Origin of the sequence: Microbacterium sp. F2E, from assembly GCF_020905435.1 — a bacterium.
Lineage (GTDB): Bacteria > Actinomycetota > Actinomycetes > Actinomycetales > Microbacteriaceae > Microbacterium > Microbacterium lacticum.
Genome location: NZ_JAJJIB010000003.1, coordinates 68,361 through 83,835, shown reverse-complemented (window position 1 = coordinate 83,835; position 15,475 = coordinate 68,361). Strand labels below are relative to the sequence as shown.

14 protein-coding genes and 1 tRNA gene are annotated in these 15,475 nt (G+C 72.0%); 13 read left to right on the top strand and 2 right to left on the bottom strand.

Translation table 11 applies throughout. The features are described from left to right. Positions 1-50 precede the first annotated feature (50 nt). The 4 genes from LOK55_RS03675 to LOK55_RS03660 all read left to right on the top strand — a co-directional run bounded on the left by LOK55_RS03675 (position 51) and on the right by LOK55_RS03660 (position 3,633). Positions 51-1,142: a VIT1/CCC1 family protein gene (locus LOK55_RS03675; protein WP_229934293.1), complete on the top strand. Its 1,092-nt coding sequence runs from the start codon at positions 51-53 to the stop codon at positions 1,140-1,142. A 77-nt stretch (positions 1,143-1,219) separates the two neighbouring features. After that, positions 1,220-1,304, top strand: a tRNA-Leu gene (locus tag LOK55_RS03670). A 121-nt stretch (positions 1,305-1,425) separates the two neighbouring features. Further along, entirely contained in the window at positions 1,426-2,793 is a 1,368-nt protein-coding gene (locus LOK55_RS03665) for a M20/M25/M40 family metallo-hydrolase (RefSeq protein ID WP_229934292.1), read from the top strand. A gap of 9 nt (positions 2,794-2,802) precedes the next feature. Then, positions 2,803-3,633, top strand: a complete 831-nt coding sequence (locus LOK55_RS03660; RefSeq protein ID WP_229934291.1) for an undecaprenyl-diphosphate phosphatase — start codon at positions 2,803-2,805, stop codon at positions 3,631-3,633. Between the two features lie 40 nt (positions 3,634-3,673). Here LOK55_RS03660 and LOK55_RS03655 read toward each other — a convergent pair whose 3' ends face one another. Continuing rightward, the gene (locus LOK55_RS03655) at positions 3,674-4,549 is read right to left on the bottom strand and encodes a PAC2 family protein (protein WP_141379765.1); all 876 of its coding nucleotides are present in this window, start codon (positions 4,547-4,549) and stop codon (positions 3,674-3,676) included. Positions 4,550-4,724: 175 nt separating this feature from the next. On the opposite strand from LOK55_RS03655, the gene LOK55_RS03650 reads away from it, so the two are divergent. From LOK55_RS03650 to lnt, 9 genes are all read left to right on the top strand, one after another. After that, a complete protein-coding gene (locus tag LOK55_RS03650) occupies positions 4,725-5,432 on the top strand; it encodes an HAD family hydrolase (protein WP_308066632.1) in 708 nt (235 codons plus the stop codon). Next, a complete protein-coding gene (locus LOK55_RS03645) occupies positions 5,429-6,514 on the top strand; it encodes a tRNA (adenine-N1)-methyltransferase (protein WP_196323221.1) in 1,086 nt (361 codons plus the stop codon). Before LOK55_RS03650 ends, LOK55_RS03645 begins: the two co-directional genes overlap by 4 nt. Positions 6,515-6,518: 4 nt before the next feature. Then, positions 6,519-7,439 carry an FKBP-type peptidyl-prolyl cis-trans isomerase gene (locus tag LOK55_RS03640; protein ID WP_229934290.1) on the top strand — a complete coding sequence of 307 codons (921 nt, stop codon included), beginning with the start codon at positions 6,519-6,521 and terminating at the stop codon, positions 7,437-7,439. Positions 7,440-7,552: 113 nt separating this feature from the next. Further along, positions 7,553-8,482 (top strand): WYL domain-containing protein, encoded by a 930-nt coding sequence (locus LOK55_RS03635; protein ID WP_268252271.1) that lies wholly within the window; start codon positions 7,553-7,555, stop codon positions 8,480-8,482. Next, on the top strand, positions 8,479-9,498 hold the full coding sequence (locus LOK55_RS03630; RefSeq protein WP_229934288.1) for a YafY family protein: 1,020 nt from the start codon (positions 8,479-8,481) through the stop codon (positions 9,496-9,498). Before LOK55_RS03635 ends, LOK55_RS03630 begins: the two co-directional genes overlap by 4 nt. Positions 9,499-9,544: 46 nt before the next feature. Then, a complete protein-coding gene (gene tatA, locus LOK55_RS03625; protein WP_229934287.1) occupies positions 9,545-9,826 on the top strand; it encodes a Sec-independent protein translocase subunit TatA in 282 nt (93 codons plus the stop codon). A 67-nt stretch (positions 9,827-9,893) separates the two neighbouring features. Then, positions 9,894-10,649: a twin-arginine translocase subunit TatC gene (gene tatC / locus LOK55_RS03620; protein ID WP_229934412.1), complete on the top strand. Its 756-nt coding sequence runs from the start codon at positions 9,894-9,896 to the stop codon at positions 10,647-10,649. Then, complete coding sequence (locus tag LOK55_RS03615) at positions 10,646-13,138, top strand: RNA helicase (RefSeq protein WP_229934286.1); 2,493 nt, start codon at positions 10,646-10,648, stop codon at positions 13,136-13,138. The genes tatC and LOK55_RS03615 overlap by 4 nt, the downstream gene beginning before the upstream one ends. Positions 13,139-13,191: 53 nt before the next feature. Next, positions 13,192-14,811 (top strand): apolipoprotein N-acyltransferase, encoded by a 1,620-nt coding sequence (gene lnt / locus LOK55_RS03610; protein WP_268252269.1) that lies wholly within the window; start codon positions 13,192-13,194, stop codon positions 14,809-14,811. 174 nt (positions 14,812-14,985) lie between these two features. On the opposite strand, the gene LOK55_RS03605 is transcribed toward lnt, so the two are convergent. Further along, a complete protein-coding gene (locus LOK55_RS03605; protein ID WP_196323215.1) occupies positions 14,986-15,363 on the bottom strand; it encodes an RNA polymerase-binding protein RbpA in 378 nt (125 codons plus the stop codon). Positions 15,364-15,475 lie beyond the last annotated feature (112 nt).

Genomic DNA, 15,475 nt, shown 5'->3' with positions numbered 1-15,475 from the left:
CGGCGCGCCCGGCCGCCGTCGGTAGCGTGGGACCGACCCGAGGAGAGCCCGTGACCGCGACCCCGCCCGAACCCACCAAGGCCGACCGCCGCAGGTGGGCGCGTTACCTCGCCGAAGAGCGTGCCGAGGCGCAGGTCTACCGCGACCTCGCCCGCCGGCGTGAGGGGGAGGAGCGCGAGATCCTGCTCGCCCTCGCCGAGGCCGAGGGCCGCCACGAGCAGCACTGGCTCGACCTGCTCGGCGGCGAGCCGCAGCGCCTCCCCGCCCCGAGCGTCGGCGCTCGCACGCTCGGCTGGATGGCACGCCGGTTCGGTTCGATCTTCGTTCTCGCCCTGGCGCAGAACGCCGAAGGACGCTCGCCCTACGACAGCGAGCCGTACGCCTCGGCGCAGATGGCCGCCGACGAGAAGGTGCACCGCGAGGTCGTCCGCGGGCTCGCCGCGCGCGGGCGCCGCCGGCTCTCCGGCACCTTCCGCGCAGCCGTCTTCGGCGCCAACGACGGACTCGTCTCGAACCTCGCGCTCGTGATGGGCATCGGCGCGACGGGCGTCTCGGCGCAGTTCGTTCTCTTCAGCGGCATCGCGGGCCTCCTCGCCGGCGCCCTGTCGATGGGTGCGGGGGAGTACGTGTCGGTGCGCTCGCAGCGCGAGATGCTGGAGGCCACCCAGCCGAGCGACTACGCCGATGCCGCCCTCCCCGATCTCGATCTCGACGCGAACGAGCTGGCCCTGGTGTACCGCACCCGCGGGATGCCGGAGGCGGAGGCGGAAGCCCGCGCGCGGCGCGTGCTCGAGGCGGCGCGCACCCTCGACGGGTCGAGTCCCGCCACCGATGCGCTGACGCTGCCGGGCGACCACGAGGTCGTCGGGAGCGCGTTCGGCGCCGCGGCATCCAGCTTCCTGTTCTTCGCGTCGGGGGCGATCATCCCGGTGCTGCCGTGGATCTTCGGCCTCAGCGGCACGGCGGCAGTCGTGCTCGCCCTGGTGCTCGTCGGGATCGCGCTGCTCGCCACGGGCGCCATGGTGGGACTTCTCTCCGGCGCCCCGCCGCTCAAGCGCGGTCTTCGTCAGCTCGCGATCGGCTACGGCGCTGCGGCGGTGACGTACGTGCTGGGACTGGCGTTCGGGGTCTCGGCCGGGTGATCGGCGGCCGCGGTTTTCGACGACCGTTCAGACGTGGTAATGTCGATCCTCGGTTGCGAAAGCACCGAAACCACCTTGCGCGGGTGGCGGAATAGGTAGACGCGCTAGCTTGAGGTGCTAGTGCCCGTATAGGGCGTGGGGGTTCAAGTCCCCCCTCGCGCACAGAGTGTGAATCAGTGAAAAGGGCCCCGGATGGGGCCCTTTTCTTGTTCCGGCGCACGTCACCGTTTCGGTGCGCGTCGGCCGTCTCGGCGCGCGCCACGGTGCCCGGTAGCGTGAGGGCATGAGCGCAGCCGAGCCGTCCGCACCGTCCACCGCGCCTCTCCCGGGTGGCGACGGCGACGATCTGCCCGAGGTCGCGCGGATCGCGCGCGACCTCATCCGGTTCGACACGACGAACTACGGCGAGGGCCGCGCGAACGGCGAGCGCGAGGCGGCCGAGTACGTCGGCACGTTCCTCGCCTCGCTCGGGCTGGAGCCGGAGTACTACGAGCCGATCCCGCGGCGCACGAACGTCGCGGCGCGGGTGAAGGGACGCAGCTCCGACAAGCCCGCGCTGGTGCTGCACGGACACCTCGATGTCGTCCCCGCCGTCGCGGGCGACTGGAGCGTCGACCCGTTCGCGGGGGTCGTGCGCGACGGCCTGCTGTGGGGCCGAGGGGCCGTCGACATGAAGGACATGGATGCCATGATCCTGGCATCCGTCGCCGAGCTCCTCCGGGCGGGGGAGCAGCCCGAACGCGACCTCGTGCTCGTGTTCTTCGCCGACGAAGAGAACGGCGGCGTCGAGGGCTCGCAGCTGGTCGTGCGGGACCGGCCGGAGTGGTTCGCCGGTGCCACCGAGGCGATCAGCGAGGTCGGCGGCTACTCGATCCCCGTCGGCGACCGCCGCGCGTACCTCCTGCAGGTGGGGGAGAAGGCCCTCGTCTGGCTGCGGCTGCGCGCCCGCGGCACCGCGGGCCACGGCAGCCGTGTGCACCCCGACAACGCCGTCACACGGCTCGCCGAGGCCGTCGCGACGCTCGGCCGCACCGACTGGCCGATCGAGCTCACCGACACCACCCGCCAGACCGTCGACGCCCTCGCGGCGCTGTGCGGCGCGGCGTCCGACTCCGCCGACGACGGCGGGGCACCCGACCCCGACGCGGTCGCCGCGGCGACCGGGCCGGCGGCCGGGTTCCTCCGCTCCACGTTCCGCACGACGACGAATCCGACCGGTCTCGAGGCCGGCTACAAGCACAACGTGATCCCGGATGCCGCGTCGGCGGCGATCGACGTGCGCACCCTGCCCGGGCAGGAGGATCTCGTGCTCGCCGAGATCCAGCGGATCGTCGGCAACGACATCGTCATCGACATCGCCCACCGGGACATCGGGCTCGAGGTGCCGTTCTCCGGCGACCTCGTCGAGGCGATGGTCGCCGCCCTCGGCCGGCACGATCCGGGGGTGCCGGTGGTGCCGTATCTCATGGGGGGCGGCACCGACAACAAGGCCCTCGCCGAACTCGGCATCGCCGGGTATGGATTCGCCCCGCTGCGCCTTGCCGACGACCTCGATTTCACGGGTATGTTCCATGGGGTGGATGAACGCGTCCCGATCGACGCGCTCGTGTTCGGCCAGCGGGTGCTGACCGACCTCCTCCGCACGTACTGAAAGGCCGGCATGCTGTTCGACGCGATCATCCTCGGGATCGTGCAGGGGCTCACCGAGTTCCTGCCCATCTCCTCGAGCGCGCACCTGCGCATCATCGGCGAGTTCCTCCCCTCCGCGGAGGACCCGGGGGCGACCTTCACCGCGATCACCCAGATCGGCACCGAGCTCGCCGTGCTGGTGTATTTCTGGAAGCGCATCGTCCGCATCGTCGGGCAGTGGTTCCGCTCCCTCACCGGCGCGGTGCCGCGCAACGACCCCGACGCCCGGATGGGCTGGATCGTCATCATCGGCACCATCCCGATCGGCGTGCTCGGCTTCCTCTTCCAGGACGTCATCCGCGACACCTTCCGGAACCTCTGGCTCGTCGCGATCGTGCTGATCGTGTTCGGCCTGCTGCTCGGCGCCGCCGACGCGCTCGGCCGCCGCACGCGCGAGGAGAGCGACCTCACCTACCGCGACGGCCTGCTGCTGGGTCTCGCGCAGTCACTCGCGCTGATTCCCGGCGTCTCGCGCTCGGGCGCGACCACGACGATGGGTCTCGCCCTGGGCTTCACGCGCACCGCGGCCGCCGAAGTCGCCTTCCTCCTCGCCGTGCCGGCGGTGTTCGGCAGCGGCCTGTACGAGCTGATCCACGCCATCCGGGAGCCCGGATCGGCCGTGTTCACGGGCGTCGAGACCGCCGTCGCGACCGGCATCGCGTTCGTCGTCGGCCTCGCGGTGATCGCGTTCCTGATGCAGTACCTGAAGCGCGGCAGCTTCCTGCCGTTCGTGATCTACCGGGTCGTCCTCGGGATCGTGCTCATCATCCTGCTGAGCCTCGGCGTGCTGCAGGCGTACTGAGGCCAGCGCGACGGTCAGCGCCCGGAGTCCGGCGGGGCGATCAGCGGCCGGAGCCCGGGCCGCCGAGACCCTTGGGTCCCTGGCCGGGGCCGTCGCCGCCGCGGCGGAGGTACCGCTCGAACTCCTGCGCGATCGCGTCACCGGAGGCCTCCGGCGAATCCCACGTGTCGCGGGTCTGCTCGAGCTGGTGGATGTACTCGGTCATCTCCTCGTCGTCCGACGCGGCCGCGTCGATCGACGCCTCCCACGCGAGCGACTCGGCGGGCAGCTCGCCGCGGGGCACGACGGCGCCGGTGAGGTCGGTGAGGCGGTCGAGCAGGGCGAGGGTCGCCTTCGGCGACGGGGTGTGTCCGGCGACGTAGTGCGGCACGCTCGCCCAGAGGGCGGCGCACGGGATGCCCGCCGCTTCGGCGGCGGTCGCGAGCACCGTGAGGATGCCCGCCGGACCTTCGTACGTCGGCTTCTCGAGCCCGAACTCCGCGCGCAGCGCCTCGTTATCGCTGCCCGCGAAGATGGAGATGGGGCGCGTGTGCGGGACATCCGACATCATCGAGCCGAGCGCGACGATGCCGGTGATGTCCTCGCGCAGCGCCGCGTCGATCAGCTCGGCGACGAAGGCCTGCCACGCCCGCGCGGGCTCGAAGCCCGACAGCAGCCAGAGGCGCGTGCCGTCGGCGGGATGCAGGGGCCGCCACAGCGTGGCGTCGGGCCAGACGAGCGAACGCGAGCCGTCGGCATCCAGCCGCACCTGCGGCCGCGTGTACTGGTAGTCGAAGTACAGCTCGGGGTCGACCGCGAAGACCTCGCGATACGCGCCCGACTCGCGGATGTGGCGCACCGCGGCCGAGGCGGCTTCGCCGGCGTCGTTCCATCCGTCGAACGCGACCACGAGAACCCGCTGACCCAGTTCGTCCACGCCGCTCCTCGTCTCTCGCGAACAGTTGCCCTCCAGGATACGCGCGGCCAGGCGCACGCGGGCGTGCCGCGCGGAACGCCCGCAGACCGACGGGCATGGCGCGAACCTGGGGCGGGCGCGGCAGGAACCCCGAGGCGGACCCGGCACGCCCGGGTCGACCGCCTAACATGGAGCGGTGAGCTCCGCCCCCCTCGCCCCTGCCCTCCCGGATGCCGTGCTGTGGGACATGGACGGCACCCTCGTCGACACCGAGAAGTACTGGATGGCCGCCGAGGGCGCGCTCGTCGAGCGCTTCGGGGGCACGTGGACGCACGAGCAGGCGATGACCCTCGTGGGTCAGGGGCTCGAGACCTCCGCCGGGATCCTGCAGGAGGCCGGCGTGCGGATGCCCGCGCACGAGATCGTCGACCACCTGACCGCCGAGGTCATGACGGCGCTCGAGGAGCTCGGTCCGCCGCCGCGCCCGGGCGCCCTCGAACTGCTCGGCGCCCTGCGCGACGCGGGTGTGCGCTGCGCCCTCGTGACGATGTCGCTGCGGCGCATGGCCGAACTCGTCGTCGGCGGCCTGCCGGAGGGGCTGTTCGAGCTGATCGTCTCGGGCGACGACGCGACCCGCCCCAAGCCGTTCCCCGACGCCTACCTGCAGGCGTGCGCCGCGCTCGGCGTCGACCCCGCCCGCGCGGTGGCGATCGAGGACTCGCCCACGGGCGTGCGCGCCGCCGTCGCCGCCGGCGTCCCCACGGTCGGCGTGCCGCTCATGGTCTCCCTCGTGGGCGCCGGCGCCCACGAACTGTGGCCGACGCTCGAGAACCGCACCCCCCACGACCTCGCCGACGTCTCGTCGGCACACGCCGCCGCGGCGGCGCGGAAAGGCCACGCATGACCACCGACCAGCAGCCCGCCGACTCCCAGCCGGCCGACGACCTCCGCCCGAGCGGGCCGTTCCGCCTCGGCGACCGCGTGCAGCTGACCGGCCCCAAGGGTCGGATGCACACCGTCACCCTCCGCGAGAACGGCGAGCTGCACACCCATCACGGCGTGCTGAAGCACGAGAACATCGTCGGCCAGCCCGACGGATCGGTCGTCACGAACTCGGGCGGGCACGAGTACCTCGCCCTCCGTCCGCTGCTGCGCGACTTCGTGATGTCCATGCCGCGCGGCGCCGCGATCGTCTACCCGAAGGATGCCGCGCAGATCCTCGCTCAGGCCGACATCTTCCCGGGGGCGACGGTCGTCGAGGCCGGTGTCGGCTCGGGCGCCCTGTCGCTGTGGCTGCTGCGCGCCATCGGCCCGGCGGGACGGCTCGTCTCCTTCGAGCGGCGCGAAGAGTTCGCGCAGGTCGCCGAGGCGAACGTCGAGACCTTCTTCGGCGAGTATCCGACGACCTGGTCGGTCGTCGTCGGCGACCTCGTCGCCGAGCTGCCGACTGCGCTCGCCCCGGCGTCCGTCGACCGTGTCGTGCTCGACATGCTCGCCCCGTGGGAGTGCCTCGACGTCGTCGCCGACGCGCTCACCCCCGGCGGGGTCGTGATCTGCTACGTCGCCACCGCGACGCAGCTGAGCCGCGTCGCGGAGTACCTGCGCGGCACGGGCCTGTACACCGAGCCCGAGGCGAGCGAGACGATGGTGCGCGGCTGGCACGTCGAGGGTCTCGCCGTGCGCCCCGACCACCGCATGGTCGCGCACACCGGATTCCTCATCACCGCGCGCCGCCTCGCGCCGGGCGCGGTGCCGCCCGACGTCCGCAAGCGCGCGCTGAAGAAGCCGAGCTACGCCGACGACGACGTCGAGGCGTGGACCCCCGGCGCCGTCGGTGACCGGCAGATCACCGACAAGAACCTGCGCAAGCGCGTGCGGGAGGCCCAGCGCGCCGTCGACGGGGCGCGGATCGCCTCGCGCGCCGCGACCGACGACGCTGACGACGCCGCCGGCGAGCAGGCCGGCTCGGGCGGCGTCGTAGACTGATCCGGTGCTCCGGATCCCTGCCGCCCTCGCCGTTCTCGGCCTCTCCGCTCTGACCCTCGCGGCATGCGCGTCGTCGCCCGCCGCCTCCGGTTCGACGTCGTGCGAGCGCAACGATTCGGATGCCTCGGTGCTCGACTTCGCACAGGCATCCGGCACGTTCGGCACCCCCGCCCTGACGCTCAAGGCGCCCGTCTACGTGGACCACACGACCTACACCGACACCGAGGTCGGCACGGGGCGGCAGATCACGAGCGACGCGCAGGACGTCGTGTTCAGCATCGCGATCGCGAACGGCGCCACCGGTCAGTCGCTCGTGCAGGCGGCGCCGCCCGTGCAGCCGCTGTCGAGCTGGCACTCGAGCTACGAGGGTCTCGTGACAGCGATGATGTGCGCCACGGAGGGCACGCGCGTCGTCGCCGCGATCCCGGCGAGGGAGCTGTCCGCGGCCGGCGCGCAGGACCTCGGCGTCACGGACGACCAGTCGATCGCCGTGGCGATCGACATCAAGAAGGTCTACCTCGCCGCCGCCGACGGCACCCCGCAGTACAACGACCGCCGCGGCATGCCCTCGGTCGTGCTCGCCCCGGGCGGACGCCCCGGCGTGATCGTGCCCGACGCGGCCGCTCCGTCGGACCGCGTGGTCGAGGTGCTGAAGAAGGGTGACGGCCCGCAGGTCGGCTCGGGCGACACGGTGCGCGTGCAGTACACCGGCGTCGACTGGAACACCCGCAAGGTCACGAACTCCACGTGGGAGAACGGCGCGTCGATCGCGGTGGCACCCAACAGCGACCTCGCCTTCGCGTCCGACCTCTCGGGTATGACGGTCGGCTCGCAGCTGCTCGTGGTCGCCCCTTCGTCGGACGGCGACGCCACGATCTACGTCGTCGATCTGCTCGGCATCGACGACCCCGCCGCGACGCGCTGACACGCGCCGCCGCGCGCCCGGTGGTTCCGGGGCCGCCCTAGGATGGGCGGGTGGCATCCGAGACGACCCGTACCGCTCCCGAGGAGCGTCTCGTCAACCTCGTCGTGGCCCTCATGGCCACCGAGCAGGGGCTGACGAAGGAGACGATCCTGTCGTCGGTCGCGGGCTACCGCGAGCAGGTGGGGGCGGGGGCGTCGAAGGACGCGCTGGAGAAGATGTTCGAGCGTGACAAGCAGACGCTGCGTGGGCTCTCGATCCAGGTCGAGACGATCGGCGACTACGCCGATCCCGACGATCTCCGCGAGGCGCGCTACCGCATTCCGACGGCGGAATACGAGCTGCCCGCCGACATCGCGTTCACGCCCGCCGAGCTCGCCGTCCTGAACCTCGCCGGCGGCGTCTGGAGCGAGAACTCGATGTCGGCGGACGCACGATCGGGCCTGCGCAAGATCCGTGCTCTCGGCATCGAGGTCGACGCGCCGATCATCGGCTACTCGCCGCGGCTGAGCCTGCGCGAGCCGTCCTTCGTGCCGCTGCAGCGAGCGATCGAGCAGGGGCGGGTCGTCGCGTTCGACTACGTGAAGCCCGGCGAGGACGCCCCGCGCCGTCGCCGCATCCGCCCTCTCGCGCTCGTCGAGTACGAGGCGCGCTGGCATGTCTACGGGTTCGATCTCGAGCAGCAGGACGACCGCACGTTCCTGCTCGCCCGGATCAGCTCCGACGTCGAGATCACGCGGACGACGTTCGACCTCGCGGCGCGCGAGGGTGCGGGGGAGCGCGCGCTCGCGGGCCTCGCAGAGCTCGCCGCACGTCAGCAGGCGCTCGTCGAGATCGACCCCGGCACCGAGGCGGCACTGCGGCTGAACCGCCGCGCGACGCCGGTCGAGCAGGGGTTCCGCGTGCCGTACGTCGACGCGCACATCTTCGCGGACGAGCTCGCCTCGTACGGCCCCGAGGTGCGCGTGGTCGAGCCGGCGGCGCTGCGCGACCAGGTGATCGCTCGGCTGCAGCGCGTGTACGACCTGCACGGGGGTGCGGCGTGAGCGCGGTGCGGCCGCTCGTCGGCGCGGACCGCGCGGCGCTGATCCTGCAGCTCGTGCCGTACCTCATCGGCAAGGGAGAGGTGTCGCTGCGCGAAGCGGCCGACGACTTCGACGTCACCCCCGCGCAGATGCGGACGATGGTCGAGAAGCTGACCGTGATCGGCCTGCCGGGAGACGGCGGGTTCTGGCAGATGGCGAACGATCTGTTCGACATCGACTGGGACCTCCTCGATCAGCGCGACCTCATCGTCATCACGAACGCGGTCGGCCTGGAGCGCACACCGCGCCTGAGCGCCCGCGAGGCCGCGGCCCTCCTCGCCGGGCTGCAGCTGGCCGCCTCGCTTCCCGGCGTCGGCGACAGCGGGGTCGTGCAGGGGCTGCTCGCCAAGCTCGCCCGCGGGTCTTCGAGCGTCCCGGCCGACGTGCTGGTCGTGCCGCCGGCCGTGGACGACGTGCGCATCGCGGTCGCCGAGGCCCTGCAGCGGGGCGTCGCGCTGTCGTTCGACTATCAGGCGCCGGATGCCCCGGTCACGACCCGCACCGTCGACCCCGTCAAGGTGCACATCTCGGGCGGCGAGTGGTATCTGCAGGGGTGGTGCCACCTGCGCCGCGCGATGCGGACGTTCCACCTCGATCGTGTCTCGCACGTCGTGCTCACGGACATCGCGATCACCCACGGCGCCGACGCTCTACCCGACCTGTTCGAACCCTCGCAGGCCGACGTCGAGGTGCAGGTGCGGTACCGCGACACGATCACGCCGCTCCTGACCGACTTCGTGCTCGCCGTGCACGAGAGCAGCCCGACGCGCGGCGCGGCCGGCGACAGCCCGCCGGTGCGCGAGGCGGGCATCCGCGTCGGCGACGCGCGCAGCCTCAAGCGCCTCGCCGCGCGCTTCGGAGGCGACCTCGAGGTGCTGGGGCCCCCGGAGGTCCGCGCGGCGACCGCGGCATGGGCGCACGCCGGACTCGAGCAGTACCGCTCACCGGACACCCGGCCCGCGCAGGCCGCACGCTAAGGCACGGCGGGTACACTGGGGCGCACGCTTCGACAAAGGGGACACAATGCCCAGCAACCTGTTCGCCGGTCCGCACCTGTGGATCCTGCTCATCGTGATCCTGCTGCTGTTCGGTGCCGCCAAGCTGCCGGCGCTCGCGAAGAGCATGGGTCAGTCGGCCCGCATCTTCAAGGGCGAGATGAAGGCCATGAAGGACGACGACAAGACGGCGGGCGCCGCCGAGGCATCCACCGTCGACAACGCCGCGGCCACTCCAGCGCCCGCGCAGACCCCCGCGTCCTCGACCCCGGCGGATCCCGCCCCGGGCGCACCCGACGCCAAGTCCTGACCGTTCCGTGGCCACGGCCGAACACCCGTCACTGAACGCGGAAGACGCCCCGCGGCGCGACAAGCGCATGTCGCTCGGGCAGCACCTCGTCGAGCTGCGCAAGCGCGTCGTCGTCGCACTCGCGGCGCTCGTCGTCGGCATGGGCGTCGCCTACTTCCTCACCGACTGGATCATCTGGGCGATGACCGAGCCCATCCGTATCGTCGCCGAGCAGCGCGGTGAGAGCGCGGCGGTGAGCCTCATGTACTCGACGATCACGGGCCCCTTCGACCTGCGGCTGCGCATCTCGTTCGTCGTCGGCATCATCCTCTCCGCTCCCGTCTGGCTGTGGCAGTTGTGGGCGTTCCTCATGCCCGGCCTCACGCGCAAAGAGATCCGCTACACGATCGGCTTCGTCTCGGCGGCGGTGCCGCTCTTCTTCGCCGGCTGCTTCGTCGGCTGGTGGGTCATGCCGCACATCGTCGAGCTGATGGCCGCGTTCTCCGCGCAGGGCGCCGCGAACCTCTACGAGGCCAAGTACTACTACGACTTCGTCTTCAAGCTCATCATCGTCGTCGGGGTCTCGTTCGTCGTGCCGGTGTTCCTCGTGGCACTGAATCTCGCCGGCATCATGAGCGGCAAGGCGATCCTGAAGTCGTGGCGGGTGGCGGTGCTCATCGCCGTCGCGTTCGCCGGCCTCGCGACCCCAGCCGCCGACATCGTGAGCATGCTGATGCTCGCCGGCATCCTCGTCGTGCTCTTCTTCGCCGCGGCGGGGCTGTCGATGCTCTTCGACCGGCGGCGCGCCAAGCGCGCGCGGGCCGCACTCGGGCCGCTCGCGTGAGCGACCCCGCCGCGCGCTACGCGCGCGCCGCCAGCGCCCGCGCACACCCTCTCACGACGGCGTTCGCCGCCGCGCAGCGGTTCGAGCTCGACCCCTTCCAGATCGCCGGATGCCACGCCCTCGAAGAGGGCCGCAGCACCCTGGTGGCGGCTCCCACCGGGGCCGGCAAGACGATCGTCGGCGAGTTCGCGATCCACCTCGCGATGCTCACGGCGGGGGAGAAGGCGTTCTACACGACCCCCATGAAGGCGCTGTCGAACCAGAAGTTCCGCGAGCTGCAGGAGGTGTACGGCGAGAGCGAGGTGGGCCTGCTCACTGGCGACACCAACATCAACGGCAACGCGCGCGTGGTCGTCATGACCACCGAGGTGCTGCGGAACATGCTCTACGCCGACTCGGCGGCGCTCCGCGGACTCCGCTACGTCGTGATGGATGAGGTGCACTACCTCGCCGACCGCTTCCGCGGCGCGGTGTGGGAGGAGGTCATCATCCACCTCCCGCTCGAGGTACGGCTGATCGCCCTGTCGGCGACGGTGTCGAACGCGGAGGAGTTCGGTGACTGGCTCGACACCGTGCGCGGCGGCGGCGCCGACGAACCCGCCGTCGAGGTGATCGTCTCGGAGACCCGGCCGGTGCCGCTCGAGCAGCACGTGCTCGTGCGCGGCGACCTGCTGCCGCTGTTCGACGACCGCGCCGGCATCGCGACCGCACAGGTCAACCAGGAGCTCATGCGCATCCGCGGCGGCAGCGGCGCCCGCTACGAGAACAACCGCCAGGCGCAGCAGTTCCGCTCGCAGGGCGGGTACGACGCGGTGCGCAAGCGACCGCCCCGCGGCGGACGGCGACCGGTGCGGTCGTCGAACATGCAGCGCATCGAACGCCTCGACCGCCCGCAGGTGGTGCAGCTGCTCGAACGGGCCAACCTGCTTCCGGCGATCTTCTTCATCTTCAGCCGCGCCGGCTGCGATGGCGCCGTGCAGCAGGTGCGCCGTTCGGGGCTGCGGCTGACGACCCGCGAGGAGCGCGACGAGATCCGCCGGGTCATCGACGAGCGCACCCGCACCCTGCACGACGACGACCTCGAAGTGCTCGGCTACTGGGAATGGCGCGACAACCTCGAGCGGGGCGTCGCCGCCCACCACGCGGGCCTCCTGCCCGCCTTCAAAGAGGTCGTCGAGGAGCTCTTCCGCCGCAAGCTCGTGAAGGTCGTGTTCGCCACGGAGACCCTCGCGCTCGGCATCAACATGCCCGCGCGCACCGTCGTGCTGGAGAAGCTCGAGAAGTTCAACGGCGAGGCGCGGGTCGCGATCACGTCGGGGGAGTACACGCAGCTCACCGGCCGCGCCGGGCGCCGCGGCATCGACGTCGAGGGCCACGCCGTCGTGCAGTGGACCGAAGCGCTCGACCCGCAGGCGGTCGCGGCACTGGCATCCCGCCGCACCTACCCGCTGAACTCGAGCTTCCGGCCGACGTACAACATGGCCGTGAACCTCATCGACCAGTTCGGGCGGCGGCGCGCGCGCGAGATCCTCGAATCGTCGTTCGCACAGTTCCAGGCCGACCGGGCCGTCGTGGGGCTCGCGCGCGAGGTGAAGGATGCCGAAGAGTCGCTCGTCGGCTACGCGAAGGCGATGACCTGCGACCGCGGCGACTTTGTCGAGTACGCCGGGATGCGGCGGGAGCTCAGCGACCTCGAGAAGCTGAACCGCGCCGACCGCACCGCGCCGGCGCGCATCCGCGACCAGCGTCAGCGGGAGATCCAGGACCTCCGCCGGCGGTTGCAGCGCCACCCGTGCCACACGTGCCCCGACCGTGAGGCGCACGCCCGCTGGGGTGAGCGCTATGCCAAGCTGCAGCGCCGGGTCGAGAAGATCCGCCGCCAGATCGAGGCGCGCACCGGCACCGTCGCGCGTGTGTTCGACCGCGTCGTCGACGTGCTCGTCGCCGTCGACTACGTGCACCTCGAAGACGGCGGCGAGGCGACGCTGACGCCCGCCGGCGCGACGATGAAGCGCATCTACGGCGAACGCGACCTGCTCGTCGCCGAGGCGCTGCGACGAGGACTGTGGACCTCGCTGGATGCCCCGGGGCTCGCCGCCCTCGCCTGCTGCCTCGTCTACGAGCCGCGCCGCGACGAGGCCGGGCCCGGCGAGCACGGTCTGCCGCGCGGACCCTTCCGGCAGGCCCTGTCCGCCACGCAGGAGCTCTGGGCCCGCCTCGACGACCTGGAGCAGGACCACCACCTGCCGGGCACCGAGCCGGTCGCCACCGGCCTCGCCACCGCGATGCACTCGTGGGCGCGCGGAGCCTCGCTCGACCGGGTGCTCCAGGAGGCCGACCTCGCAGCGGGCGACTTCGTGCGGTGGGCGAAGCAGACGATCGACCTGCTCGACCAGCTCTCGCTCGTCGCCGCGCCGCCGGTCGCCGCGACCGCACGCGCGGCGCTCGACGCGGTGCGCCGGGGCATCGTCGTGTACGGGTCGCTGTGAGCCGCGACACCGCTCCGGCACCGACGGCCGGGGCCGACCGAGCCCTCCGCCTCCTGCTGCGCCCGCTCCTCCCGCTCTGGGCGGCGGTCGTCGTCGCCGCGGTCGCGGGCCTCGTGCTCACGCTCGCGTTCCCGGCGCTGTCGTGGTGGCCGGTCGTGTTCGTCTCGGTGCCGCTCGCGCTCGTCGCGCTCATCGGCCGAAGCGCCTGGGGGGCGCTGCTCGTCGGGTTCGTCTTCGGAGCGGCCCTGTTCTTCGTGAACCTCTCGTTCACGGAGCGCTACCTCGGCCCGGTGCCGTGGATCGCGCTGTCGACCCTCGAGGCCGCCCTCACCGCCGTGATGGCGGTGCCGATCACGTGGGCGTACCGCTGGCTGCCACGGCTCGCGCGGGGTGCCACGCGCGACTCCAGCGCCTCGAGCAGCTCGGGCAGTTCGGGCGGCTGGGTTCGGCTCGTGGCGCTTCCGGCGCTCGTGGCGGGGCTCTGGGTCTCGCGGGAGGAGCTTCTCGGCACGTTCCCCTACGGCGGCTTCCCGTGGGCGCGACTGGGCGTCACCCAGGCATCCTCGCCGCTGGCCGATGTCGCGTCGTGGATGGGGATGACCGGGCTGTCGTTCCTCATCGCCTTCGCGTGCGCGGCGGCCGTGGAGTGCGTGCGGCTTCAGCCCTGGCGGGACTGGCGCCGGGCGGCCACGACCATCTCGGGCGACAGACGGCCCCGGTGGCGGGCCGCACTGACGGCGCTTCCCACCGTCGCCGTGGTCGTCGTCATGGTGCTGCTGCCGCAGTTCCCGACGACGGAGGCCGGCGCGATGCGCGTCGGCGCGGTGCAGGGCAACGGCCCGGCCGGCTACTTCGACCAGCGGCAGCCCTACGACGTGTTCCGCGCCCAGTTGGCGGCGACGAAGCCGATCGAGGACGGGCGGCTCGACGTACTGTTGTGGCCCGAGGGCGGCGTCGACGCCGATCCCACGCAGAACGCGCCCGTCGCCCGCGAGCTCGACGCGCTCGCGGAGCGCGTGCAGGCGCCGCTGCTGATCGGCGCGATCACCCAGCGCGGGGATCAGTACTTCAACTCGTCACTCGTCTGGGAGGCGGGCGCGGACAACCCCGTGGGAACGTACGACAAGAGGCATCCGGTGCCGTTCGGCGAGTACGTGCCCGACCGGTGGTTCTACCGCCTGTTCGCCTCCGACCTGATCGACCTCATCCAGCGCGAGTACACGCCGGGCACGGCCACGCCCGCGCTCGAAGTGGGCGGCGTGACCGTCGGTCTCGCGATCTGCTTCGACGTGATCTACGACGACGTCATCAGAGACGGCGCGCAGTCCGGCGCCGAGGTGTTCATGTTCCAGACGAACAACGCCGACTTCCGCGGCACCGACGAGAACCTGCAGCAGCTCGCGTTCGCCCGCATGCGCGCGATCGAGTCGGGTCGCGCCGTGGTGAACCTCTCGACCGTCGGGACGAGCCAGGTGATCGCCCCCGACGGCGCCACGATCGACGCGCTGCCCGAGGGCGAGCCGGGCGCGATGGTCACCGACGTGCCGCTGCGCACCGGCATGACGCCGGCGATGGTGATCGGCGAGGGCCTGCAGACGCTGCTCGGCTGGGGGAGCATCGTGGCGCTCGTGATCGTCGGACTGCTCTCGCGACGCCGGACGCGGCGGGCGTAGCCCGGGCGCGGCAGGCACGGCGGGCCCAGCTGACACGGCGGGCGCTGGGGGGGGCGTCCTCCGCGGCGGCCACCGCCGAGCACGCCGAGCACCCGCGGGTACGACGAAGACGTCGGCCTCCGGTTCAGGCGGAGGCCGACGTCCGGGGGATCGTCGACGCGGTGTGCTGCGGACTCAGGCCGTGAGGCGGGTGGTGTCTCCGCCGGCGCCGCGACGTGCGCGCAGGAGCGCGAGGCGCTCTTCGAGCAGCTCTTCGAGCTCGGGCACGGTGCGACGCTCCATCAGCATGTCCCAGTGGGTGCGGGCGACCTTGTCGCCCGAATGGTCGACCTCGACGACGGTGTCGCCGACGCGTCGGACGGCCTCGGCGCCGCACGTGCGGCACTCCCAAGCTTCAGGAAGCTCGGCATCTGCCGCGAACGTCATGACGGTCTCACGTCCGCACTGCGTGCAGACGTACGTGTGGTTGGCGCGCTCATGAAACACGACGCCTTCCTCGCTCTGTAGGCTGGAAGCGCCGAGTCGGATGCCGCGCAGGCTACGGTCTGCCATTGTGTGGTCCTCTCGTCCGTACAGGTATAACGTGCTCACCTGTGCGCATCATCCGAACGGACAGGGCGCATCGGCCTTTCACAGCGGATGCTCAGCGCTTGAGGGACTGCCC

What these genes read in the sequence shown, in the direction of transcription:
- LOK55_RS03605 (WP_196323215.1), bottom strand. Translation starts at nt 15,363, where the DNA reads ATGGCAGACCGTAGCCTGCGCGGCATCCGACTCGGCGCTTCCAGCCTA.
- LOK55_RS03635 (WP_268252271.1), top strand. Translation starts at nt 7,553, where the DNA reads ATGGCCACCGAGCAGGGGCTGACGAAGGAGACGATCCTGTCGTCGGTC.
- LOK55_RS03645 (WP_196323221.1), top strand. Translation starts at nt 5,429, where the DNA reads ATGACCACCGACCAGCAGCCCGCCGACTCCCAGCCGGCCGACGACCTC.
- tatC (WP_229934412.1), top strand. Translation starts at nt 9,894, where the DNA reads ATGTCGCTCGGGCAGCACCTCGTCGAGCTGCGCAAGCGCGTCGTCGTC.
- tatA (WP_229934287.1), top strand. Translation starts at nt 9,545, where the DNA reads ATGCCCAGCAACCTGTTCGCCGGTCCGCACCTGTGGATCCTGCTCATC.
- LOK55_RS03665 (WP_229934292.1), top strand. Translation starts at nt 1,426, where the DNA reads ATGAGCGCAGCCGAGCCGTCCGCACCGTCCACCGCGCCTCTCCCGGGT.
- LOK55_RS03660 (WP_229934291.1), top strand. Translation starts at nt 2,803, where the DNA reads ATGCTGTTCGACGCGATCATCCTCGGGATCGTGCAGGGGCTCACCGAG.